This is a genomic window from Paenibacillus sp. FSL P4-0338 (assembly GCF_038002365.1).
Taxonomy (GTDB): domain Bacteria; phylum Bacillota; class Bacilli; order Paenibacillales; family Paenibacillaceae; genus Paenibacillus_AQ.
Window position 1 is genome coordinate 5,363,715 of the sequence record NZ_JBBOCG010000001.1, and the last position, 24,046, is coordinate 5,387,760.

General features: G+C 53.3%; 23 protein-coding genes and 1 riboswitch. Of the genes, 22 read left to right on the forward strand and 1 reads right to left on the reverse strand.

Features of this window, described 5'->3' with window-relative positions; all coding sequences use genetic code 11:
* Window positions 1–68: 68 nt before the first annotated feature.
* The 13 genes from MKZ07_RS23735 (at window position 69) to MKZ07_RS23795 (ending at window position 12,739) form a co-directional block, all read left to right on the forward strand.
* Window positions 69–1,352, forward strand: coding sequence for an HD domain-containing protein (locus tag MKZ07_RS23735; RefSeq protein WP_036696372.1), 1,284 nt, complete (start codon window positions 69–71; stop codon window positions 1,350–1,352).
* A 54-nt stretch (window positions 1,353–1,406) separates the two neighbouring features.
* Window positions 1,407–2,177, forward strand: coding sequence for a TatD family hydrolase (locus MKZ07_RS23740; RefSeq protein ID WP_036696374.1), 771 nt, complete (start codon window positions 1,407–1,409; stop codon window positions 2,175–2,177).
* Between the two features lie 199 nt (window positions 2,178–2,376).
* Window positions 2,377–2,605: riboswitch (cyclic di-AMP (ydaO/yuaA leader) on the forward strand.
* 287 nt (window positions 2,606–2,892) lie between these two features.
* Window positions 2,893–4,053: a 3D domain-containing protein gene (locus MKZ07_RS23745; RefSeq protein ID WP_036696377.1), complete on the forward strand. Its 1,161-nt coding sequence runs from the start codon at window positions 2,893–2,895 to the stop codon at window positions 4,051–4,053.
* A gap of 161 nt (window positions 4,054–4,214) precedes the next feature.
* On the forward strand, window positions 4,215–4,766 hold the full coding sequence (rnmV, locus tag MKZ07_RS23750; RefSeq protein WP_036696379.1) for a ribonuclease M5: 552 nt from the start codon (window positions 4,215–4,217) through the stop codon (window positions 4,764–4,766).
* Entirely contained in the window at window positions 4,763–5,647 is an 885-nt protein-coding gene (rsmA, locus tag MKZ07_RS23755) for a 16S rRNA (adenine(1518)-N(6)/adenine(1519)-N(6))-dimethyltransferase RsmA (RefSeq protein ID WP_036696381.1), read from the forward strand. Before rnmV ends, rsmA begins: the two co-directional genes overlap by 4 nt.
* Before the next feature lie 74 nt (window positions 5,648–5,721).
* Window positions 5,722–6,630, forward strand: a complete 909-nt coding sequence (yabG, locus tag MKZ07_RS23760) for a sporulation peptidase YabG (protein WP_036696383.1) — start codon at window positions 5,722–5,724, stop codon at window positions 6,628–6,630.
* Between the two features lie 270 nt (window positions 6,631–6,900).
* Entirely contained in the window at window positions 6,901–7,176 is a 276-nt protein-coding gene (gene veg, locus MKZ07_RS23765; RefSeq protein ID WP_036696386.1) for a biofilm formation stimulator Veg, read from the forward strand.
* A 225-nt stretch (window positions 7,177–7,401) separates the two neighbouring features.
* Window positions 7,402–7,581 carry a small, acid-soluble spore protein, alpha/beta type gene (locus MKZ07_RS23770; RefSeq protein WP_036696389.1) on the forward strand — a complete coding sequence of 60 codons (180 nt, stop codon included), beginning with the start codon at window positions 7,402–7,404 and terminating at the stop codon, window positions 7,579–7,581.
* Between the two features lie 158 nt (window positions 7,582–7,739).
* Window positions 7,740–8,594, forward strand: a complete 855-nt coding sequence (gene ispE / locus MKZ07_RS23775; RefSeq protein ID WP_036696392.1) for a 4-(cytidine 5'-diphospho)-2-C-methyl-D-erythritol kinase — start codon at window positions 7,740–7,742, stop codon at window positions 8,592–8,594.
* Between the two features lie 111 nt (window positions 8,595–8,705).
* Window positions 8,706–9,533 (forward strand): pur operon repressor, encoded by an 828-nt coding sequence (gene purR / locus MKZ07_RS23780; RefSeq protein ID WP_036696393.1) that lies wholly within the window; start codon window positions 8,706–8,708, stop codon window positions 9,531–9,533.
* A gap of 210 nt (window positions 9,534–9,743) precedes the next feature.
* Window positions 9,744–10,031, forward strand: coding sequence for a septation regulator SpoVG (gene spoVG / locus MKZ07_RS23785; RefSeq protein ID WP_036696395.1), 288 nt, complete (start codon window positions 9,744–9,746; stop codon window positions 10,029–10,031).
* Window positions 10,032–10,275: 244 nt separating this feature from the next.
* Window positions 10,276–11,676, forward strand: coding sequence for a bifunctional UDP-N-acetylglucosamine diphosphorylase/glucosamine-1-phosphate N-acetyltransferase GlmU (gene glmU, locus MKZ07_RS23790; protein ID WP_036696398.1), 1,401 nt, complete (start codon window positions 10,276–10,278; stop codon window positions 11,674–11,676).
* A 109-nt stretch (window positions 11,677–11,785) separates the two neighbouring features.
* The gene (locus tag MKZ07_RS23795; RefSeq protein WP_019914487.1) at window positions 11,786–12,739 is read left to right on the forward strand and encodes a ribose-phosphate diphosphokinase; all 954 of its coding nucleotides are present in this window, start codon (window positions 11,786–11,788) and stop codon (window positions 12,737–12,739) included.
* Window positions 12,740–12,842: 103 nt separating this feature from the next.
* On the opposite strand, the gene MKZ07_RS23800 is transcribed toward MKZ07_RS23795, so the two are convergent.
* The gene (locus tag MKZ07_RS23800; RefSeq protein ID WP_379254216.1) at window positions 12,843–13,049 is read right to left on the reverse strand and encodes a hypothetical protein; all 207 of its coding nucleotides are present in this window, start codon (window positions 13,047–13,049) and stop codon (window positions 12,843–12,845) included.
* 84 nt (window positions 13,050–13,133) lie between these two features.
* On the opposite strand from MKZ07_RS23800, the gene pth reads away from it, so the two are divergent.
* The 9 genes from pth to MKZ07_RS23845 all read left to right on the forward strand — a co-directional run bounded on the left by pth (window position 13,134) and on the right by MKZ07_RS23845 (window position 23,908).
* On the forward strand, window positions 13,134–13,694 hold the full coding sequence (pth, locus tag MKZ07_RS23805) for an aminoacyl-tRNA hydrolase (protein ID WP_036696402.1): 561 nt from the start codon (window positions 13,134–13,136) through the stop codon (window positions 13,692–13,694).
* A gap of 90 nt (window positions 13,695–13,784) precedes the next feature.
* Window positions 13,785–14,015 carry an anti-sigma-F factor Fin family protein gene (locus MKZ07_RS23810; RefSeq protein ID WP_036696405.1) on the forward strand — a complete coding sequence of 77 codons (231 nt, stop codon included), beginning with the start codon at window positions 13,785–13,787 and terminating at the stop codon, window positions 14,013–14,015.
* 132 nt (window positions 14,016–14,147) lie between these two features.
* Entirely contained in the window at window positions 14,148–17,672 is a 3,525-nt protein-coding gene (mfd, locus tag MKZ07_RS23815; protein ID WP_036696407.1) for a transcription-repair coupling factor, read from the forward strand.
* Window positions 17,659–18,708: a peptidylprolyl isomerase gene (locus MKZ07_RS23820; protein WP_341027832.1), complete on the forward strand. Its 1,050-nt coding sequence runs from the start codon at window positions 17,659–17,661 to the stop codon at window positions 18,706–18,708. The genes mfd and MKZ07_RS23820 overlap by 14 nt, the downstream gene beginning before the upstream one ends.
* Window positions 18,709–19,095: 387 nt before the next feature.
* Window positions 19,096–19,638 (forward strand): stage V sporulation protein T, encoded by a 543-nt coding sequence (gene spoVT, locus MKZ07_RS23825; RefSeq protein WP_036696414.1) that lies wholly within the window; start codon window positions 19,096–19,098, stop codon window positions 19,636–19,638.
* A 208-nt stretch (window positions 19,639–19,846) separates the two neighbouring features.
* A complete protein-coding gene (locus MKZ07_RS23830; protein WP_341027833.1) occupies window positions 19,847–21,499 on the forward strand; it encodes a putative polysaccharide biosynthesis protein in 1,653 nt (550 codons plus the stop codon).
* A gap of 72 nt (window positions 21,500–21,571) precedes the next feature.
* Window positions 21,572–23,071: a nucleoside triphosphate pyrophosphohydrolase gene (gene mazG / locus MKZ07_RS23835; protein ID WP_036696420.1), complete on the forward strand. Its 1,500-nt coding sequence runs from the start codon at window positions 21,572–21,574 to the stop codon at window positions 23,069–23,071.
* 286 nt (window positions 23,072–23,357) lie between these two features.
* Window positions 23,358–23,630: an HU family DNA-binding protein gene (locus MKZ07_RS23840; RefSeq protein WP_036696423.1), complete on the forward strand. Its 273-nt coding sequence runs from the start codon at window positions 23,358–23,360 to the stop codon at window positions 23,628–23,630.
* On the forward strand, window positions 23,630–23,908 hold the full coding sequence (locus tag MKZ07_RS23845) for an RNA-binding S4 domain-containing protein (RefSeq protein ID WP_036696426.1): 279 nt from the start codon (window positions 23,630–23,632) through the stop codon (window positions 23,906–23,908). The genes MKZ07_RS23840 and MKZ07_RS23845 overlap by 1 nt, the downstream gene beginning before the upstream one ends.
* The last annotated feature ends 138 nt before the right edge of the window (window positions 23,909–24,046 follow it).

Below are 24,046 nucleotides of genomic sequence, written 5' to 3' on the forward strand. Positions count from 1 at the left end.
ATATGAATCGCTAATATTCGACAAAGAGCGACAATATATTATATAAAACAAGAAAAGGAGATGATTTCATGAAGCAACCGCTGTCAGAAGAGAAGGTATTTAAGGACCCGGTTCACAACTACATCCACGTACAGGACACTATTATCTGGAGACTGATCAATACTATGGAATTCCAGCGTCTGCGGCGCATCCGGCAGCTTGGGACCTCCTATTTGACCTTTCACGGGGCAGAACACAGCCGCTTCTCCCATTCTCTGGGGGTATATGAGATTACGCGGAGGATTATCTCCCAGTTTGAACGGAGCGGCTACAAGGACTGGATGCCGGAGGAGAGACTACTTACCCTGTGTGCGGCACTGCTGCATGATTTGGGGCATGGACCCTTTTCCCATTCTATAGAAGAAGCTTTCGAAATGGATCATGAAGACTGGACCTGCCGTATCATTCTGGAGGATACAGAGATCACTGCTATTCTGCGTGATGTGGCTGAAGATTTCCCCGATAAAGTGGCCTCAGTCATCTCCAAAACCTACGAGCATGAAATTGTTGTCAATTTGGTGTCGGGACCACTTGATGCTGACCGAATGGATTATCTGCTCCGGGATGCATATTATACGGGGGTGAATTACGGAACCATCGACATCGACCGGATTCTGCGGATGCTACGTCCTTATGACGGCCGGGTGGTTGTGAAGGAATCGGGGATGCATGCGATTGAGGATTACCTAATGTCACGGTATCAGATGTACTGGCAGGTCTATTTCCACCCGGTAACCCGCAGCTCAGAGATTATTCTCAGACAGATTCTCCGCCGGGCCAAGGAGCTGGTGCAGCAGCAGCATGCTTTCCGCTTCATGATTGAGCCCTTAAGTGATCTGTTCAGCGGAGAGGTAACGGTAGGGCAGTATCTGCTGCTGGATGAAGCCTTGATGCAGACTGCCTTCATGCAGTGGACGCTGGAGGAGGATGACATCCTGAGCGACTTGTGCAGCCGGTTTATCCATCGTAAACTGTATAAATATGTGGAAATGGAGCATTTGGATTCTGACACAATTGACGAAATCCGCCGCAGCTTCGCCGGTGCGGGACTCCGGCCCGATTATGACCTGGAAATTGATTATCCCACCGATCTTCCCTATGATGTGTTCCGTCCGGGAGAGGGCTTTGACAGCAAGCAGATCCTGCTTTTGGACAAGCATGAGCGGCTGAGGGAAATCTCCGAGGTATCGGACATTGTACGCTCCATCAGCGGTATTCACCGCGGCAGATACCATCTGTATTTTCCACAGGACAGGCTGCAGAAAGCCCTTTCACAGTTGCCGCCGTCCATCGCAGAGATTTTTGCCAAATAATCAGATCAAGCTTGGAATTATAGATAACACAACAGGCCGAAAGGATGTAATGTAATGCAGTTATTCGACACCCATACCCATCTGGATGCTCCACAATTCGACGAAGACCGCGAAGAGGTCATTGCCAGAGCGCTGGAAGCCGGCGTCAGCAAGATGATCAACATTGGCTTTAACCGGGACACGATACCGACGACCATGCAGCTTGCCGAGAAATATGATTATATTTTTGCAGCCGTAGGATGGCATCCCCAGGATGCCATCACGATGAGGGACGGAGACCTGGAATGGATCGCCTCCTTATGCTCTCATCCCAAGGTGGTTGCCATCGGTGAGATCGGGCTGGATTACTACTGGGACACCTCCCCTAAGGATGTACAGCATGATGTATTCCGCAAGCAGATCGGTCTGGCCCGTGAGCTGAAGATGCCAATCTGTATTCATAACCGAGATGCTCATGAAGATGTGATCCGTATCCTCCGCGAGGAGAAGGCGGGCGAGGTTGGCGGCGTAATGCACTCCTTCTCCGGCAGCTGGGAAAGTGCCAAGATGTGTCTTGAACTAGGATTCCATCTTTCTTTTGGTGGACCGATTACGTTCAAGAATGCCCGGGTGCCCAAAGAGGTGCTTGCCCAGACTCCGCTAGACCGGCTGCTGATCGAAACCGACTCCCCATATCTAACTCCGCACCCCTTCCGGGGCAAGCGAAATGAGACCGCTCATGTGAGGCTGGTAGCGGAGGCGGCCGCGGCAATAAAAGGGATTGAATTACAGGAATTGGCTGAAATTACGTATGCGAACGCACTGGAACGATTTGGGATACTCTGAAAACGGGAGTAAAAGCGGTGAAAAATGAAGTATAGCGGATGTATTAAACTTTTTTGACTGAAAAACGGCCGATTATTACAATATTTTAATCATTTTTTTACGTAAACGTGGTTGAATCGTCCTTTACAACATGTATCAAAACAGGATATCATCTTTTCAGTGCAGTGAGCTGTTGTAACTGTGACAGTCACTAATTTCATGGATCGTCTCGCTGAGTCTCCGTATGGAGAACGGGGGAACCAATAATGCGCTGCCGCATGAACGTACAAGAGTACTGGCACAGAATTGCCGCAGGCATTATTTGATTTCTTTACGTGGTCTTTGGGGTGAATTTGAGGGCAACCGCCGTGAGCGGGTGACCTGAGATAGGGCGTCTCTCTTATGTCCGAACCCGACAGCTAACCCCGTAAGCGCAAGTAAGAGAGGAAACCTCGTGCATAAGCATTCCGACGTATTCGACACCGGGAAGCCACGAAAGAGTCCTCTAAGAACTCTTTTTTAGGCTTCTTTTGTTTTGAATAATGAGAATGCTCCCGGCATACTGTTATATAACAGATCTCCGGAGTAACTATGCCGAGCAGGCGATCCATGAGCAGGAAACGCTGAAGCAAGTGCGGGCGTATCCTGTTGCAAACTCAAACTTAGTTTCGTCAGAAGTGATACAGTCACCTTGATATAACTTGGACGACGGGGCTATGTAAGGAGGATGGAAAGAGTGGGCGTATTCCAACCAGAGGTATCCCATGATTCGCAATCATCCAGCAGGTCTTTCGCATTACGGTTGAAGCAAGTGAATCCCCGCGTAGTTTTACTTGCCGGTGTGGCATCGATTGTTATCGCACTGTTAATACTGCTGTACGTACACGGTCAGAGCAAAAAAGAAATTACCCTAGTAATAGACGGACAGGTACAGACACTGGAGACGCGGGAAACGCTGTTCAGTGATATGCTGGCTAAGGAACAGATTTCGCTGCAGGCGCATGATGAATTATCTATTGGCCTTAGTGATGAAATAAAAGACGGCGACCGTATCGTGATTAACACTGCGCAGAAGTTCGCTCTTACCGTAGACGGAAAGACCGAGACGTTATTTACGACCGAGGATACTATTGGTCAGGCCATCGACAAGCTGGGCTATAGCCTGGAAGGCTTAGACAAGATTTACCCTTCGCTAGAAACCGCAGTATCTGCAGACATGGAAATCAAAATTGTCCGGATTAACAAGCATGTGGTTCAACGGACAACTAATTTGCCTTTCCGGGTCATTAAGACAGCAGACCCCTCATTGACCAAGGGAACCGTAAGAGTGGCACAGGCAGGTAAGCCGGGCGTAATGATTCAGCACATCGAGAAGATCTATCAAGATGGCGAGCTGGCATCCATGCGCATGATCGGCAAGGAAGTACAGACTGTTACCAAGGACAAAGTCATTGCCATTGGAACCAAGCCGCTTCCTAAGCCCGTCGTAGTTACTGCCAAAGTCTCCAAACCTGTAACAACCTCCAACTCATCTAAAGCCAGTGCAAGGGTCAGCAATGTTACCAGTAAGGCTGGTCTGGATTTCGAGTACAAAAGAATGATCAAAAACGTATCCATGACTGCGTATTCGTCGCAGGAACCGGGTATTGGAACACGTACTGCCTCCGGCACACGCGTAACGGAAGGCCGCACTATAGCTGTAGATCCTAGTGTTATACCGATTGGCTGGTGGGTGTACATTGAAGGATTAGGGTTTCGCCGAGCAGAGGATACCGGCGGTGCCATCAAAGGCAACAAGGTGGATGTCTATTACGATTCATTGAGCCATGCCCGTAATTTCGGCCGTAAGTCGCGCACACTCTATGTGATCGGACCTGTGAAGCCGGAGCTGAACTAAACGTAAAGTCTTTTGCAAATTAGCGGTTAATACGATATAGTGAGGGAAGCACTTACGAAATTTCAGAGAGCTGCCGCTCATCACTTATACATTCTTTAGCCAAAAAGAAGGGGAGCGAATCCTCTTCTTTTTGCGTTCTGGAGTAAGGAGTAAAAATATTTATGATTAAAGAGCTAATTGTGGTTGAAGGGAAAAGCGATACTGTTGCCGTTAAGCGGGCGGTTGAGGCCGATACGATTGAAACCGGGGGTTCGGCAGTGGATAGCAGGGTCATTGCCAAGATCAAGCTGGCCATGGAGCGCCGGGGTGTAATTATTCTTACCGACCCGGATCATGCCGGAGAGCGAATCCGCAAAATCGTTGCGGCCAAGGTACCGGGCTGCAAGCATGCCTTCATCCCTGAGAAGGATGCAACCCGCAAAGGCGATATCGGAATAGAGAATGCTTCGCCTGAGGCTATCCGCCATGCGCTGGAGCATGTACATACCTCCTTCGAGGGGGCGCCGCCTATTATCGGGCTGGATGAGCTCATGGCCGCAGGGCTGATGGTGCATCCTCGGGCGGCTGAGCGCAGAATGCAGCTTGGCAATCTGCTCGGTATCGGTTATTGCAATGGCAAACAGCTATACAAACGTCTGGCGATGTTCGGCATTACCCGCGAAGAATTCGCGCAGGCCCTCGCCCAAATTGATCAGGGAGGCATTACTTCATGAGCGGTATCGAGAATATCTCGTCCCCAACAAGAACCAAAGCAATAATTCAGCGTTACGGATTCTCTTTCAAAAAAAGTCTGGGCCAGAACTTTCTGATCGATCAGAATATTCTGGACAAAATCGTGGATGCCGCCGGTCTGGACAGCACAGCCGGTGCACTTGAGATTGGGCCGGGAATCGGAGCACTGACGGAACGGCTGGCGATGACGGCCGGGGCTGTTACTGCAGTAGAGATTGACCGCAGGCTGATTCCGATTCTCAGGGATGTCCTGTCGCCATATCCCCATGTGAAGATCCGCAATGACGATGTGCTGAAGGTGAATCTGCAGGAGCTGTTCGCTGAGGATTTCGCGGGTAACGACCGGGTTAGTGTAGTAGCTAATCTGCCGTATTATGTGACTACTCCCATCCTCATGAAGCTGCTGGAGGAGAAGTTGCCGCTGGATAATATCGTGGTCATGATCCAGAAGGAGGTTGCCGAGCGTATGGCGGCGTCTCCGGGCGGCAAGGAGTACGGCAGCCTGAGTATTGCCGTCCAGTATTACAGCGAGCCTGAGCTGGTCTGCATGGTGCCGCGTACGGTGTTCATCCCGCAGCCGAACGTTGAATCTGCTGTGATCCGGCTGAAGGTCAGAGAACGTCCTCCGGTGGAGGTAGCGGACGAGAAGCATTTCTTTGGTGTGGTTCAGGCGTCCTTTACCCAGCGGCGCAAGACGATTGCCAATAATCTTAAGGCCCGCTTCTTCCCGGAAGAAGGGCGGGAGCGCCTGGAGGCGCTGCTCTCCGAAGCCGGTATTGAACCCTCGCGGCGCGGCGAGACGCTTAGCATTGAAGAGTATGCCCGGCTCAGTGCGGTTCTTCTGGCCGCAGGCATCGCATAGAATACAGAAAACCCTCCCGGCGGATGAACCAACCGGGGCTTTTGCCCATAACATGGGGTAGAGGTGGTGTTGTGATGAATCTAGGAGACTTGGTCATTCGTAAATCCTATGGCGGCGATGTGACCTTCCGGGTAGACAATATATTGCAGAATAGAGCAGTCATCAAAGGCACGGAGTTCCGTCTGTTGGCGGATTCTCCGCTGGAGGATCTGGTTCAGGTGCCTCCTACACGGGTTACCGAGCGGGGACAGCGTGCACAGATCAAGGCAACAGAATCTCTAACCTGGCTGCGTAAAGACCGGCAGGTGCAGAGCCAGCGAAGCGGAGAGAGTGTATCGGGGTCCACGGGAACCTGGGGCCAATCTCCGAAGGAGGCGGCTTACTTTGAAGTGCCGGGCAAGGTCCTGCATCTGGACGGGGATGCGCTCTATCTGAAGAAGAGCCTGAGCCTCTACGAGCAGCTGCGCATACCGGCGGAGGGACATCATGTCAACGAATCCAAAATGGCAGAGACGCTGTACCGCCTGCTGCCCCGTGTGCGTCCCGATATCGTAGTGATTACCGGCCATGATGGAGTACTTAAGCAACAGCAGAATTATGATCTGTACAGTCTGAGCAGCTATAAGAATTCACAGAATTTTGTGGCAGCCATCCGGGTGGCCCGTGAGTACGAGCGGAATTTCGATGCCTTGACGATCGTAGCCGGAGCCTGCCAGTCGCACTTTGAGGCTCTCCTGGGCAATGGTGCCAACTTCGCCAGCTCCCCGGGCAGAATACTCATTCATGCCCTGGATCCGGTGTATATCGCGGCCAAGGCCTCTTTTACCTCCATCCGGGATACAGTGAACTTAAGCGATGTGCTGAGCCATACGATCAGCGGCAATCAGGGGATGGGCGGAATAGAGACGCGGGGCAGCTTCCGGATCGGAATGCCCCAACTGCAGAACCTGGCTACGCTGAAGGTAGCGCCTTCGATGCTGTAGCCGGGCAAGTGATAACTGAACAGGCGGAAGGAATAGGGTAAGCATTCGTGCTTATCCTATTTTTGCTGCCATGCAAGCAGCTTCTAACACAAGATGGGCCAGGGAGCAGCCAGTCTTCATTACTGATAACAAGGTGCTTGAGTCAGGACTTTCCCCGTCTAAAAAAATTCCGTTGACAACTTTTTTATCATCATCTATAATTATTTATTTAATTTGACAAGTGGTTATAGAAGTTGTATAATGGACAAGGAAAGAGGTGGTCGTCAGGCAATGGCTAATAACGCGCTGTTGGAAATTAAACGCAGTCTTGAAGCTCACGTCGGTCATAAGATCACGTTGCGGGCTAACGGTGGCCGTCGGAAGACCGTTGAACGCACCGGTGTCCTGGAAGAAACGTACCCTTCTGTATTTATTGTCAAACTCGATCAGGAGCAGCAGACATTCAAGCGTGTCTCCTATAGCTATGCCGATATACTTACTGAATCTGTGGAAATCACAGTTACCGAAGACGATGGGCAGATGCGGATTATGTATATCAAAGCTTAGCGTCATGACAGTCTCCCTGCAGGGGGGCTGTTTTTTGATAGAATTTTTATGTTTTGGGGTCCCCGCAAAGTACCTGGGTCATCACCTACGCTAAAGCCCCACTTTGTGGGGTTATTTTGCATGTAGGGGTCTTCCTGAATTATGCTGCATGACACTGGCCTCCTGGCTGCATACTACATAGGCAGTACATTCATCATAGAGCAACATACAAGGGAGGAATTTGTAATGAGCCGCAGAAGACGGAGCATGATGTCGGAGGAATTGAAGACGGAGCTGGCTAAGGAGCTTGGGTTCTACGAAACGGTTGAGCAGGAGGGCTGGGGCGGAATCCGGGCAGTCGACGCCGGGAATATGGTGAAGCGGGCAATTCAGCTGGCAGAGCAGGCTGCTGCGCGGAAATCGTAAGTTGCTGTAGCGGTGTCATGCCGCACCGGGTATCGCCTGCGGGCGGTACCTTTTCTTCATCATAGAACCGGATGTATATTTAATGGACTTCACTGTCAGTTTCTCATATAATATGTTAAGTTGTTTTGTACGGGAAAAGCTGAGGGTGGGTGAACGCCTTGAAAATGTATGAGAAGGCACCGGCAAAAATTAATCTGATGCTGGATGTGTTGCATAAGCGGGCTGACGGATTTCATGAAGTGGAAATGATAATGACAATGGTCGATCTGGCGGACCGTCTGGAGCTGTCGGAGCTGAAGCGGGATTCGATTATTATCTCAAGCCAGGCCGGATATATTCCGCTGGATGAGAAGAATCTGGCCTTCCAGGCGGCAAGGCTGATCAAGGACCGGTATAACGTCAGAAGCGGCGTACATATCCATTTGGACAAAAGAATTCCGGTTGCTGCCGGTCTCGCCGGCGGAAGCAGCGATGCCGCGGCTACGCTGCGCGGCCTGAACCGGCTCTGGCGCCTGGGCATCCCGGTGCAGGAGCTGCAGGAGCTGGGCGCTGAGCTGGGCTCAGACGTCCCGTTCTGCGTCACAGGAGGCACTGCCCTGGCGACGGGCAGGGGCGAACGGCTGACCCCAATCGCGAATCCGCCGCAAATGTGGGTTATCCTGGCGAAGCCGCCGATCAATGTATCGACGGCTGAGGTATACGGACGTGTGCGCGCTGGCAACATAGCGGTGCATCCGTCCGCGCTCCGCATGCAGCAGGCTCTGGAGGCCGGTGACTTCTCAGCCGTCTGTGAGGGCCTCGGCAACGTGCTGGAGGATGTGACCCTGAAGCTGCACCCTGAAGTGCAGCAGCTCAAGGAAGCGATGCTGAAGCTGGGTGCGGACGGCGTGCTGATGTCGGGAAGCGGTCCGACCGTATTTGGCCTTGTCTCCAAGCACTCCAAGGTGGCGAGAATCTATAACGGTCTGCGCGGATTCTGCAAGGAAGTCTATGCAGTGCGTTCGCTTAGCTAAGCGGAACGGGACCATGCTCTCATAACGGCGGCAAAGCGGTTTCCGCTTGTGTAAATCCGTACAATAATGATATTATTCATAGTAATATTCGGTTTTGGCGAGGAGCATTCCGTGAAAAAACTTAAACGAAGCCAACGGTTAGTTGACATGACCCAATTTTTACTGGAGAAGCCGCATGATCTGCTGCCGCTGTCCACTTTTGCAGAGCGGTACGGTGCGGCGAAGTCATCGATCAGCGAGGACCTGGCTATTATAAAAGAGGTATTTGAAGGCGAAGGGATGGGCGAGCTGCAGACACTGGCCGGGGCAGCGGGCGGAGTGCGGTATATTCCGAGCATGCCCATGGATATGGCGCTTGCCTTCGTGAACCGTCTGTGCGGGCAGCTTGAGCAGAGTGACCGGATTCTGCCGGGCGGTTATCTGTATATGTCGGATTTGCTCGGCCTCCCGTCCCTGATGGAGCAGGCCGGCAAGATCATTGCCACCGCCTTCTACGGCGTGGAGATTGACGTCGTCATGACGGTGGAGACCAAGGGGATTCCGCTCGCGTACGCAACGGCTGCGCAGCTGGGGCTGCCGGTTGTGCTGGTCCGCCGTGACCATCAGGTAACGGAAGGCTCAGCTGTAAGCATCAACTATGTATCGGGCTCCCATAAGAGCATCCATACGATGTCCCTGTCCAGACGGGCACTGCGCGAGAAATCCCGGGTGCTGATTGTCGATGATTTCATGAAGGCGGGCGGCACCGTACGCGGAATGGTAGATCTGCTGGGTGAGTTCAATGCTGAGGTTGCAGGTGTAGGCGTGCTCGTAGAGTCCGGCGATGTGGAGAACGAAGAGCGTCTGCTGCATGACTACGTATCGCTGGTGAAGCTGACAGAGGTGGACTCCAAGGTACGGCGTATTTCGGCGTTTCCGGGCAACTATTTCTCCTCCTGAATGAGTGATAAATGCCGGTTCTGAAAAGTAGGGCATAATGTCGAAACTGTGAGGATTCTTAAGATAACTGCACGAAATCTGTCGAAATTAGGGTTTCAGCAAAAATAATCTTCTTAATCAGGCATTATTTGGAATGAAAAAGAAGGAATTCGCTTTGCTGTGTGGAATTATACACCAAGTCTCTGATGGAAAAAGGTGGTGAACACACACATGCAAATTACGGATGTCAGACTCCGCCGCGTCAACTCTGAGGGGAGAATGAAAGCAATCGCATCCATTACAATCGATAACGAGTTTGTTGTTCATGACATTCGCGTCATCGACGGGAATAACGGGATGTTTGTTGCAATGCCCAGCAAGCGTACACCTGACGGAGAATTCCGCGATATCGCACACCCGATTTCTTCGGGAACGCGCGAAAAGATTCAATCTGCGGTTCTGGCCGAGTACGAACGTGCCGCTACGGAGGAAGAGGAAGTTATTGAAGAGGGAGCTTAAGCGGTGAACCGCTGACTCTCTGGGAGTTGCTGCCTCCCCAAGGGCGGCACCAGCCCACACCGCTTTATATGTTTCGGGGTCCCCGCAAAATACGTGGGTCAGCCTCGGAGCCAAAGCCTCACTTTGTGGGGTGATTTTATTGGGGTTCGAAGAAAAGGGAACCATGCCTGCATGGTTCTCTTTTCTTTTTGCCCGGAATGAGATATATTCAGTAGTGAGTTCAAGAAGTAGGGGGTTGGCATTCTTGAAAAGAATGGCTGTTGTACTTGCTGCAGGTCAAGGCAAGCGCATGAAATCTAAATTATACAAGGTGCTGCACCCTGTCTGCGGTAAACCGATGGTAGGGCACGTGCTTGATACAGTGAAAGCGACCGGATGCCAGCGTAATGTAGTTGTTGTAGGCCACGGCGCTGAGAAGGTTAAGGCATATTTAGGCGAGGATGCCGAATATGTGCTGCAGGATGTCCAGCTTGGAACCGGTCATGCTGTTAAGCAGGCCAAGGATCTTCTGGGCAGTGAAGAAGGAACCACCATTGTTATCTGCGGCGATACGCCGCTTGTCATGAGCGAGACACTTGAAGGCATGATGGCTTTGCATGAAGCACAGAATGCTGCTGCAACTGTCCTTACTGCTGTTATGGAGCAGCCTGCCGGATATGGCCGGATTATCCGCGGCGAAGACGGCGGAGTGCTGAAGATTGTGGAACAGAAGGACTGCACAGAGAGTGAAGCTTCGGTTCATGAGATCAATACAGGGACGTATTGTTTTGATAATGCTAAGCTCTTTGCCGCTCTGGAGAAGGTTACGAACACCAACAACCAGCAGGAGTATTATTTGACGGATGTTATCGGCATACTCCGGGCGCAGGGCGATATCGTTCTGGGTTATCAGGCCCATGATTCAGCGGAGTCCATTGGTGTAAATGACCGTCTGGCGTTGTCTGAAGCCGAAGGCTATATGCGTCAGCGCATCAACCGGAAGCATATGCTCGGCGGAGTCACTATCATCGACCCGGCTTCAACCTATATCGGGGCAGAGGTTGAGATTGGAGCAGATACGGTGCTGTATCCAGGCACGGTGCTCAAGGGCAAGACAGTGATCGGCGAAGATTGTGTGATCGGTCCGGCAAGTGAAATTGAAGACTGCGTGATTATGGACGGAGCGGCTGTGAAGCATTCCGTACTGAATCAGGCTCAGGTCGGCACACGGGCTTCCGTTGGGCCTTTTGCGTATTTACGTCCCGGCACCGTTCTGGGTGAGGGTGTTAAGGTCGGCGACTTCGTAGAGATCAAGAATGCTACAATCGGCGACGGCTCCAAGGTATCTCATTTAAGCTATGTAGGCGATGCTGAGGTCGGCAAGAATGTAAATATTGGCTGCGGCGCGATCACCGTAAATTATGACGGCTATAATAAGTTCAGAACTGAGATTGGCGATGATGCCTTTATCGGCAGCAACGTGAACCTTGTTGCTCCGGTTACAGTGGGCAAGGGCGCATTTATTGTCGCCGGTTCCACCATTACGCGTCCAGTTTCGGAGAACGATCTGGCGATTGCCAGAGCAAGGCAGGAGAATAAGCCGGGTTATGCAGAGAAGATCCGCTCCCGGGCCAAGGCGAAGAAGGGCCAGCATAGTCCATCGTAAAGCGTGTAAGCACGAAAGCAGCTGTAGGCTTAGAGCGCCGGACGGACTTCTTGCACATCCGCGCCGGTGCTTTGGCCAGTTAAATTCCGTCACGGAGGGTTTATATTTTATGACTTATTGTGATTCCAAACTCAAGATTTTCACCTGCAACTCCAATCCTAAGCTGGCCAGCCAGATTGCTGATTATATCGGCATTCCGATGGGCGAGTCCCATACGACCAGCTTCAGTGACGGAGAAATTCAGGTTAAGCTGTCGGAGAGTGTCCGGGGCTGTCATGTCTATATCGTACAGTCCACCTGCGGACCGGTGAACGACAATCTGATGGAGCTTCTGGTGATGGTAGATGCGCTTAAGCGTGCCTCAGCGAAGAGCATCAATGTCGTGATTCCTTACTACGGGTATGCCCGTCAAGACCGTAAGGCCCGTTCCCGTGATCCGATTACGGCCAAGCTGGTAGCGAACCTGATTGAGAAGGCGGGTGCACATCGCGTCATTACTATGGACCTTCATGCAATGCAGATTCAAGGCTTCTTCGACATTCCTGTGGATCATCTGCTGGGTGTTCCGATTCTGGCCCAATACTTCCGTTCGAAGCAAATTCAGAACCCGGTGGTCGTCTCTCCTGACCATGGCGGTGTGGTGCGTGCCAGAAAGCTGGCCGACTTCCTTAACGCTCCGCTGGCGATTATCGACAAGCGCCGTCCTGAACCGAACGTTAGTGAGGTTATGAACATTATCGGTAATATTGAAGGCAAAACGGCGATCCTGATCGATGATATCATCGACACGGCAGGAACGATCGTTCTGGGAGCCAATGCTCTGATGGAAGGCGGCGTGAAAGAAGTCTACGCCTGCTGTACGCATCCTGTATTGTCCGGTCCGGCGCATGAACGTCTGGAAAACTCTCCGATCAAAGAAATAATCGTGACGGATACCATTCCAATTCGCAGCAGCAACCCGACCTCCAAGCTCAAGGTGCTGTCGGTAGCTCCGCTTATGGGCGAAGCTATCATTCGCGTACATGAAGAGCTGTCGATCAGTAAGCTGTTCGAAATCGAATAGGCCGCAGGCAGATCAGCAGAAAAAGGGTTACACCTTTCGTCAAGCGGAAGGTGTAACCCTTATCGGCGTGATTCAGCGGCTGGGACTGAGGCTCTTATAAGCTTCAATATCCCGGACGGGAGATGAAGGTGAAGAGGCTGCGGTTGTACAAAGTACCCTGCAGCTCTACGAAGCCTTCGTCCACTGCTGTAATCACACCGATGTCTACGTGCGCGTTCCCCCTATAGACTTCAACAGGCACAGCATATTGAATATGGTACTGGAAATGGCGCTGCAGTGTTAAGATATCGCCCTGATGTGGCATGTTCATCACCTGTCTCCGGAGTATAAACTTATTGTACCAAAAACGGAACTCTTCTGCTGAGAGTACCGGGCGGAAAGGAAAACCATAAATATGAAATGGATTGTTGGACTCGGGAATCCCGGAACGCAGTACGCGAAGACCAAACATAATGTCGGCTTCATGGCCCTCGATGAGCTTGCGTCCAGACACGGAATTGCCTTTAACCAGAATAAATGCAAATCGGTAATCGGTGAAGGGATAATCGGCGGTGTGAAGACGGTGCTGATCAAGCCGATGACCTTCATGAACCTGTCCGGGGAAGCGGTACGGGCTTATATGGATTATTATAAGGTCCAGCTGGAAGATATGATTGTAGTCTATGATGACCTGGATACGGAGCTGGGTAAGATCAGGCTGCGTTATCAGGGCAGTGCCGGCGGGCACAATGGCATCAAGTCCATCATTCAGCATACGGGCACCCAGAGCTTCAACCGGGTGAGGATGGGCATATCCCGTCCGGAGCCTGGCTTTGCTATCGTGGACTACGTACTGTCTACCTTCGCCAAGAAGGATGGAGCAAGGCTTGAGAGCATGAAAAGTGATACTTGCGATGCTGTGGAATTCAGCCTGCAGCATACCTTTGAACAGACCATGGCCAAATTCAACGGATGAAATATAAGGCATAGGGTTCAAGACCCTGCGGCTAAAGCCTTCCCGGGCGGGGCATACTGGAGGTATATACTACCTTCAGGAGGCATATAGATGGCAATACACTATGTATGCAGGCACTGCCGGACGTTCTTGGGAAGCATTGGCAGAAGCGATATTACAGAGATGCAGCTGGGGCTGCAATCCTTGACCCCTGCGGAGCGCAGAGATATAATAGCGTATGATTCAGAAGGCGAGATTACGGTGAAGGTGACCTGCGATTACTGCAAGCAGGCGCTGGATAACAACCCTGAGCTCAGTCTGCTGGCCAGTCCGCTTCAGTAAGGTGGAAGCGCCTGTCTCTATCGTCATCCGCAAGCCTTGGCCTTATCCGCTGAGGCTTGTTTTCGATTCCAATTATAATAGGTGACAGCGGCGCTGCTGCTGTCAGCCTGTTTAGTAAGAGAGGTGCACCTGTTGTTACAAGGTCTTATAGAAGCTTTTTCCAAGGATACTGATTTCCAGTCTGTCACCCGTGGCATCGCAGCAGGTATGAAGGAACAGCTTATCTCCGGTCTGTCCGGCTCGGCCAGACAAATCATGCTGGCTGCCCTGCATGAGGAGACGCAGCGTCCGCTGCTGGTTGTGACCCATAATATGTTCTCAGCCCAGAAGATGGCTGATGATTTACAGGAAGCGCTTTCCCCGGAACGGGTGCTGCTCTACCCGGCGAATGAGCTTGTGGCGGCTGAGGCCGCTGTCTCAAGCCCGGAGACGCTGGCCCAGCGGATTGATGTACTGACGCGCTGCGCCCAAGGCTTCCGTGGAATTGTAGTCGTTCCCTACTCCGGCGTTCGGAGGCTGCTACCCGCTCCGCATGTCATGGCTGAAGCCCAGCTTACGGTTTCGCAGGACGGAACCTTGCCACTGGATGACTTCCTCATGTCCATGATTGAGATGGGCTATGAGCGGGTGGAGCGTGTAGAGAACCGTGGTGAGCTCAGTGTACGCGGCGGTATTATCGACTTCTATCCCATGACCTCTCCACTGGCTTACCGGGTGGAGCTGTTTGATGATGAAGTAGATTCCATCCGCACCTTCGACCCTATGGATCAGCGCTCCATTGATAAGGTCCGCAGTGTGAAGATTACACCGGCCAAGGAGATTATATTCGATCAACTCCGCCAGGATGCGGCTTCTACCGCTGCGTCTGCGATGCTGGAGCGGCAGCTTGAGAAGATGAGTGACCGTCAGGCCAAGCTGCGTCTGCGTGAGGAGATGGGCCGGGAGCTGGAAATGCTGCGGCAGGGCACCTATTTCCCGGAAGTCTATAAATATATCAGTCTGCTCTACCCTGAACGCATTCATCTGTATGATTACATGGCTCAGGATACTTTGCTTGTCCTGGATGAGCCGGCCAGACTTCTGGAGACCGCCAAGCAGCTGGAGCGTGATGAGTCGGAATGGAATATGCACTTGCTGCAGAACGGCAAAACGCTGCCTGAGCTGCAGCTCTCTGTTGACAGCGATGTTATTATGTACCAGCGTCCGTTCCAGAGCCTGTTTATGTCGATATTTCTGCGTCAGGTTCCGCATATTCAGCCACAGAATATCTTAGGCTTCATCAGCCGCGGAATGCAGGACTTCCATGGCCAGATGAATGTGCTGAAATCCGAGATGGAGCGCTGGCACAAGTCCGGCGTGAAGGTTATCATGCTGGCGAACGGCGAGGAGCGGACGGAGCGTATCCGCCGGGTACTGGATGACTATGGCATTGAGGAGCCGACGATCCTGCAGGGCAACCTGGGTTCCGGCTTCGAGCTTCCTTCGATTCATCTCGCGGTGATCACTGAAGGTGAGATGTTCTCGCAGAAGCAGCGTAAGGCGCGGAAGGTCTCCAAGGGCATTGATAATGCCGAACGGATAAAGAGCTATACCGAGCTGAAGATCGGGGATTATGTGGTTCACCAGAATCACGGGATCGGTAAATATATGGGTATCGGGACGCTTGAGGTCAGCGGCATCCACCGCGACTATATGCATATCCTCTATGCAGGAGGCGACAAGCTCTCTGTTCCAATTGAACAGATTGACCTGATTCAGAAATATGTCGGCTCGGAAGACAAGGAGCCGAAGGTATATAAGCTGGGCGGCAATGAATGGACCCGGGTTACCAGCAAGGTGCGGAGCTCGGTTCAGGATATCGCCGATGATCTGATCAAGCTGTACGCAGAGCGCCAGAGCGCGCTTGGCTATGGCTTCGAGAAGGATACGCAGGAGCAGCACGAATTCGAAGAGATGTTCCCGTATGAGGAGACCCGTGACCAGTTGCGGGCGATCGAAGAGATCAAGAAGGATATGGAGCAGAACCGTCCGATGGACCGGCTGCTCTGCGGCGATGTAGGCTATGGCAAGACAGAGGTGGCGATCCGGGCTGCTTTTAAATCTGCAATAGAGGGCAAGCAGGTGGCGGTGCTCGTGCCGACGACGATTCTGGCGCAGCAGCACTACGAGACCTTCCGCGAGCGCTTCGCCAATTATCCGCTGAATATTCAGGTGCTGAGCCGTTTCCGCAGCCGCAAGGAGCAGAATGATACGATCAAGGGAGTACGCCAGGGAACAGTGGATGTCATTATCGGCACACACCGGCTGCTGTCACAGGATCTGGTCTTCAAGGACCTCGGCCTTCTGATTGTCGATGAAGAGCAGCGTTTCGGCGTGACCCACAAGGAGAAGCTGAAGCGGCTGAAGACCAATGTTGATGTATTGACTTTGACGGCTACACCGATTCCCCGCACGCTGCATATGTCGATGCTCGGGGTGCGTGACTTGTCAGTTATTGAGACACCACCGGAGAACCGCTTTCCCGTACAGACGTATGTGGTGGAGCATAGCCAGACGCTGACCCGGGAAGCTGTGGAGCGCGAGCTGGCCCGTGGCGGGCAGGTCTACTATCTGTACAACCGTGTACAGGGGATTCAGGAAATGGCGGCGCAGATCTCCATGCTGGTGCCGGAGGCAAGAGTGGGTATCGGGCATGGACAGATGTCGGAATCGGAGCTTGAGAAGACGATTCTCGACTTCCTGGACGGGGAGTATGATGTGCTGGTCAGCACCAGTATTATAGAGACGGGTGTCGATATTCCTAATGTTAATACCCTTATTGTTCATGACGCTGACAAAATGGGCCTGTCCCAGCTCTACCAGCTGCGCGGCCGAGTCGGCCGTTCCAACCGGATTGCTTATGCCTACTTCACCTACCAGCGCGATAAAGTGCTGACAGAGGTGGCTGAGAAGCGTCTGCAGTCCATCAAGGAATTCACAGAGCTCGGGTCCGGCTTCAAAATTGCTATGCGCGATCTCTCCATCCGGGGAGCAGGCAATCTGCTGGGGGCGGAGCAGCATGGCTTCATCGCCTCGGTCGGCTTCGATCTGTACTCACAGATGCTGGCGGAGGAAATCCGCAAACGCAAGGTGAGCGTGCTGGGCGAAGAGGATACTTCGCTTAAGCAGGGGAATACGGTCATTGATTTGTCGATTGACGCCTATCTTCCTTCCGAGTATATTTACGACAGTATCCAAAAAATAGAAATCTATAAAAAAGTGGCTGCAGTTGACTCCTTCGAGGATGCCTCCGAGCTTGAAGATGAGCTGCTGGACCGGTTCGGCGAATTGCCGGAAGCCGTTATTAATCTGCTTTCTGTGGCCCGGCTGAAGGTATACGGCAAGCTGTACGGCATGGAATCCATGGTCCGGCGCGGGGATGAGGTCCTGCTTAATTTCCACGAGGGCAGCCTCGGGGCCTTTGATACGGCAAAGCTCGCCAAAGTTGGTAATAGCTTTGAAAGGCGTGTACAATTTGATAAGGATGCCCAGGCAACAATTCGGATCAAAGCTAAGGATTTAGGTGATAAGGAGCTGCTAGATGTGCTGGAGCAATTCCTGACGGCAGCCAAACAGTCTTTAAAATCGAAGGGAGAATTACACAATGTCGTTAAATAAAAAATCCTGGAAGGTACTGGTGGTCTCGCTGACCGCAGCCCTGTCCTTCTCCATGCTTGCTGCCTGCAGCAATAAAAGTGATGATACTGCGGTGGCAACGTATAAGGGCGGAACCATTACCCAGAAGGAATTCAATCTGGATACCCGCGTAATGAAATTCCTGTCCCCCGAGCAGGCGCAGTATCTGGAGATTGATATGTTCAAGGAGTCCATCCTGAAGCAGGAGGTCGCATTCGAATACCTGGCGGACAAGGCCACGGATGAAGCGAAGAAGGCTGCGGAGAAAGAAGTCGATACACAGATCGGCTCGATCAAGACTGCGCTGGGCGACAAATACAAAAGCACGCTGAAGGAACAGGATCTGAGCGAGTCGGACCTGCGTTCCTATATGCAGCGTGTACTTACCGTATATCAGGACATGCTGCTGAAATTAACGGACGAGCAGGTCAAGACCCATTATGAAGCCACCAAGGCTGATTATAGTGTGGCTACGCTGCGCCATGTCCTGGTTGGCCTTACTGATAGCGCCGGCAAGGAGCGGACGGATGCCGATGCGCTGAAGCGCGCTCAGGAAGTGAAGGCGAAGCTGGATGGCGGTGCGGACTTTGCTGCCGTTGCCAAGGAATACTCGGATGATACCAGCACGAAGGAAACCGGCGGTGAATATAAGGACAAGGCTCTGGTAGATTATGTAGCAGAGTTCAAGGCTGCGGCCCACAGTCTTCCGCTGAATACGATCAGTGAGCCGGTCAAGACTACTTACGGATATCACATTATCAAGGTGGAGGGCCGCAAGGACACTACCTTCGATACGCTGACTGCCGACCAGCTCAAAGCCTTGAAGAACGCTGCGGCTTCTGCCAGCCTGGAGACCTTCCTGGAGAAGGACCTGGATAGTCTGGAGATTAAAATCAATCTGCCGAAGAGCTCTGCTGCTGCAGGCAGCGCGGGAGCCACAGCTACACCAGCTCCTGCTGCGGGTTCTGACACGCCAGCCGCTACAGATGCACCGGCTGCTACAGAAGCCGCAAAATAAATTTAGGCTGGACAAGCCGCCGGATGCGCCACGCATCCGGGCGGCTTTTTTAAAAGAATTTATATGTTTTGGGGTCCCCGCAAAGTACCTGAGTCATCATCCAAGCTAAAGCCCCACTTTGTGGGGTTATTTTTTGTCGATACAGAAGGAACCGGGAAGAATGGTGTGGTGGTATAGAAACCCCCGTTAGTGATCATAACTGGAATGATGCGGGACCGGGGCGTTCTCATTCTGCATGAACAATTATATGCGGGGTGACGGATGTATAAGGAACTGGGAAGAGATGAATACTATGGTCAGATATTACGATAAATCACTGGGATTAACCATTCCCATAATGGACAGTAGTTGGACCATACTTCTTAAGAAAGCGGGGCAACATGTGAAATGAAAGCTACTGGTATTGTAAGACGTATTGATGACCTCGGACGAGTTGTTATCCCCAAAGAGATTAGACGCACATTGCGGATTCGTGAGGGCGATCCTCTGGAAATTTTTGTAGACCGCGATGGTGAGGTTATACTGAAAAAATATTCGCCGATTGGTGAATTGGGCGATTTCGCCAAGGAATATGCAGAGTCGCTGTATGAAGGAACAGGGCATATTACCATGATTACGGATCGGGACACGTTCATCGCGCTCGCCGGCGGCTCCAAGAAGGATTATCTGGAGAAGCAAGTGGGTGTACTGCTGGAAAAGGTAATGGAAAGCCGTAAAACGATGCTTGAGAACAATGCAGGCAGCTATGACATCAGCAAGGACCACACGGAGCTGTTATCCACGTATGTGGCAGCGCCTATTATCTCCGGAGGAGACCCCATCGGCTGCGTAGTGCTGCTGAATAAGGATGATTCGGTCAAGATGGCCCAGATGGAAGTGAAAATGGCTGAGACAGCCGCTGCCTTCCTGGGCAAGCAAATGGAGCAGTAATCAGCTGGTGCTGGAGAGCCCCGCTTTTCCTTTGGTTATGATAACCTTAAGGGAATGGCGGGTTTTTGCTGTGGAGGCGGTCCCTCAGGAATGTATGCATGGCCATTTACACTTCTTCCCTTAGATAAGTTATAATATAGAAATTCATTTGCTTAGGTTAAAGCAAGCTCTATATTATGGCAGTTATGGCTGTAGAAGCAGGTAAACGATGACATCCAATACTCAAGGCTCGAAGCTGCTGCAGGGCGCTTTTATTCTTAGCGCGGCAGCTATTTTCTCGAAACTGATCGGTACGCTCCAGAAGATACCGCTGCAGAATATGGGCGGTGACGCCGCGTTCGGCATCTACAATACGGTCTATCCGCTGTATACCATTCTGGTTACGGTGGCGATGCTCGGGCTGCCTGCCGCCATCTCGCGGTTCGTGGCCGAGGCCTCGGCGGCACAGGACACGCAGAAGGGGCGGCGGGTGCTGCTGCTATCAGCCGGAATTACGGCGGCCAGCGGCCTTTTGCTCGGCATTCTGGTCTACGCCGGGGCTCCGCTCATTGCGGTATGGGTCGGCAGCTCCCATATTGTCCCTGCTCTGCGCAGCAGCGCCTGGGGGCTGGCGGTGGTACCGCTGATGGCGGCACTGCGCGGCTACTTCCAGGGGCTGCATAATATGATGCCGACCGCCGTATCACAGGTGGTCGAGCAGTCTGTCCGCGTGGCGGTCATGATCGCGCTTCTGCTGTATCTGACGGGCGCTGGCGCAGATGCGGCAGGAATTGCTGCCGGTGCGATGCTGGGGCCCGCTGGAGGCGGTATCGCCGGTCTTGGCGTAATGCTGCTGTATTGGCGAAGCCACCGCCGGGACTTGCAGGACAGGCTGCCCCAAGCTTCGTTTAAGAACAGAACAGCATCAGCCGTACGAAGTGCTAAGCAGGGCGTTCCTGCCCGCGAGCTGTTGGCCTATGGCCTCCCGGTGATGCTTGGCGCACTTGCGGTTCCGTTAATCGGCCTCGTCGATGTCTTCACAGTTCCCCGTCTGCTGGCGGGGAGCGGGAGCAGCGAGACGGCGGCGATGGCCCAGTTCGGCATCTATAACCGCGGGCTGCCGCTCGTGCAGATCGTAACGATGCTGGCGACCTCACTCTCGGTCGTCTTCATTCCGGCGCTGGCCGAAGCGAAGTACCAGCGGGATGAGGCCTTGATCCGCACGCGCATCACGCTGTCGCTGCGCTGGTTCTGGCTGCTCGGGCTGGCCGCCTCCGTAGGCCTGGCCGTGCTTGCAGAGCCGGTGAACACGGCTCTGTACGGGGACGCCGCCGGCAGCGGCGCGATGACCTGGCTGGCCTTCACCGCCGCAGGCGGTACGGTCAGCATCATCTCCGCCGCGCTGCTGCAAGGCCTGGGCGCCGTGCGCGCGCCGGCGCTGCATCTCTTGGCCGCCGCTCTGCTCAAGGCGGCCCTCAACCTGCTGCTAGTCCCGCAGCAGGGCATTACCGGTGCGGCCATCGCCGGCGTGGCCGCACATCTTTTCGCAGCAGCGCTGAACGTGCTGCTGCTCTACCGGCAGGGACATCTGCGGCTGCGCGCCGCAGATGTCCTGCTGAAGCCCGCGGCGCTGCTCGCGGGCCTGGGGCTGGTTGCCGCAGCCGTGAGCCACGGCGCAGCCAGGGCGGCAGACGCCGCCGGCTTCGGAGGCGGGCGGACCGCGGCCCTGGCGCAGAGCCTGCTCGGCGTGCTCGCAGGCTGCGCCGTCTTCGCACTCGGCGCAGTGACGCTGCGGCTGCTCAGCGAGAGCGAGCTGCGCCAGCTTCCGGGCTTCGGCCCCCGCTTGGCGGACAAGCTAAAAAAGCTGCGCCTGTTCCCTTAAGGCGCTGACCATACATAGCGTAGCCGCCTCTGCGCATAGCAGAGGGCGGCTGCCTGGAAGGAGTAGACTGGCATGAGCGCAACATTAACGATCGTCGGCCTGGGCTCCGGGAATCCGGACCGGCTGACACTGGGCATCATCAAGAAGCTGAAGGCGGCCTCGGCCGTATACGTGCGGACCGCAGAGCATCCTGTTATGGCTGCACTGGCGGAGATGGAGATCGCCTGGGAGTCCTTCGACGGGCTGTATGAGACGCTGTCGTCCTTCCCTGAGGTCTATGAAGCCATTACGGCAACGCTGATCGAGAAGGCTGCGGCCGCTCCGCAGGGGACGGAGATTGTCTATGCCGTGCCGGGGCATCCCATGGTGGCCGAATCCGCTGTCTCCCTGCTGCGCGGGCGCTGCCCGGAGGCAGGCATTGAGCTGAATATCCTCGGCGGAGAGAGCTTCCTGGATGAAGCGTTCGTCCGTCTGGGCTTTGATCCGATTGAAGGCTTCCAGCTGCTGGATGCCTCTGGTATCCGTAGCTCCCAGCTTCACCCGGAGCTGCATACCCTGATCGGGCAGGTCTATGACAGCTTCACCGCATCTGAAACCAAGCTCTGCCTGATGGAACTGTACCCGCCTGAGTATGAGGTGATCGCTGCACATGCGCTTGGTGTGGAAGGCGAGGAGCAGATTCTCCGTGTGCCGCTGTACGAGCTGGACCGGCTGGACGGCTATGGTAATCTGTCACTGGTATATGTTCCGGCGAGCCGTGCGGATGAAGCGCGTAACCGCACCTTTGCCCGGCTGCATGAAATTGTCGATATTCTGCGGAGCCCTGAGGGCTGTCCCTGGGACCGTGAGCAGACGCATGAATCCTTGCGCAAAAATCTAATCGAAGAGACCTATGAGGTGCTGGAGACGATTGACGAGGATGATCCGGACCATATGAAGGAAGAGCTGGGCGATCTGCTGCTCCAAATTATGCTGCACTCCCAGATGGAAGAAGAGCTGGGAGCCTTCAGTGTCTACGATGTCATTGAGGGGCTGAATGAGAAGCTGCTGTTCCGCCACCCGCATGTCTTCGGTGATCAAGCGGCTGGCAATGCCGAGGAGGCACTGCAGAACTGGGAAGGGATGAAGGCCGAGGAGAAGCGGCGCAAAGGCGTGGAGCCCGAAGCCCTGTCCGCACTTAGCGGGGTTCCAAGGGATCTGCCGGCACTGATGAAGGCGTACAAGCTGCAGAAGAAGGCATCTAAAGTCGGATTCGACTGGGACAATACCAGCGATGTGCTGGCTAAGATCCGCGAGGAGATTGACGAGCTTCAGGAGGCGATTGAGACGGGACAGTCTGCCGGGGAGCAGATGCTGGAGCTGGGCGACCTGCTTTTCGCAGCCACCAATGCGGCCCGCTTCATTGGAGCCGATCCGGAAGAAGCACTGACCCGCACCAACCGTAAGTTCGTAGCCCGGTTCGAATATATTGAGCGGCGTCTGCGCGATAAGGGGGTCCGGCTGGAGGACAGCCCGCTCGAAGAGATGGAAGCCCTCTGGCAGGAAGCCAAGGCGGAAGAGCGGAAGCAATAGATTCTAGAATTATAGTCTTCTGCAGTATATCCCGCGCGGTTCACGGCAATGCTGTGACTACGGCGCTAATCTCTGATTTGAAATGCAATGAGAGGTTTATAATGTTATAGTGCTATATGCCCCCATATCCTACGCAAGATGTTACTTTTTCAAAAAAAACGGCGGAACGTGGCAGGAATTGAGGGTGGAATCCAGAATATCATAAAGACGAAATGACGATTTGCCGTGATTTTCCGGTAAACCTGATTTTCATTTATTTTTTGTATCCTAGGAGGAACTTCAAATTATGAACAAGACAGATCTGGTAAACAACATTTCCGAGAAAAGCGGATTGGCCAAAAAAGACGTAGAAACCGTACTCAACGGAGTTCTGGGCGAAATTACAGAAGCTCTAGCAAGCGGAGATAAAGTACAGCTGATCGGTTTCGGTACTTTTGAAACGCGCAAACGTTCCGGCCGTACCGGCCGTAACCCGCAATCGGGCGCACCTATCGAAATTCCTGAATCCACAGTGCCGGCCTTCAAGGCAGGCAACAAGCTCAAAGAAGCCGTTAACTAATGCGACTGGACAAGTTCCTGAAGGTCTCCCGTCTGATCAAGCGCCGCACCGTGGCCAAGGATGTGTCCGAACAGGGCCGCGTGTTGATCAATGGACGGGAGTCCAAACCAAGCAGTACGGTGAAGATCGGTGACGAGATTACCGTGCAGTTCGGCCAAAAGCTTGTGACGGTCAAAGTGGAAAAGCTGGTGGAAACTACCCGCAAGGACGAGGCCGCCGGAATGTATACCCTGCTCCGTGAAGAGCCGGTTGTCAAAAGTACTGGACTCGATTGGTAGTAGATCATCGAAGTGTAAGGTTAAGAGGTATTCCCAAAGCCGGAAGACGGCGGAGCGGAATACCTCTTTTTTCTTCTTTTAACCGGTTCTATACCCTGTCCTTCCTTCATAGATTAGAACCAAGAAGGAGGGGTACAT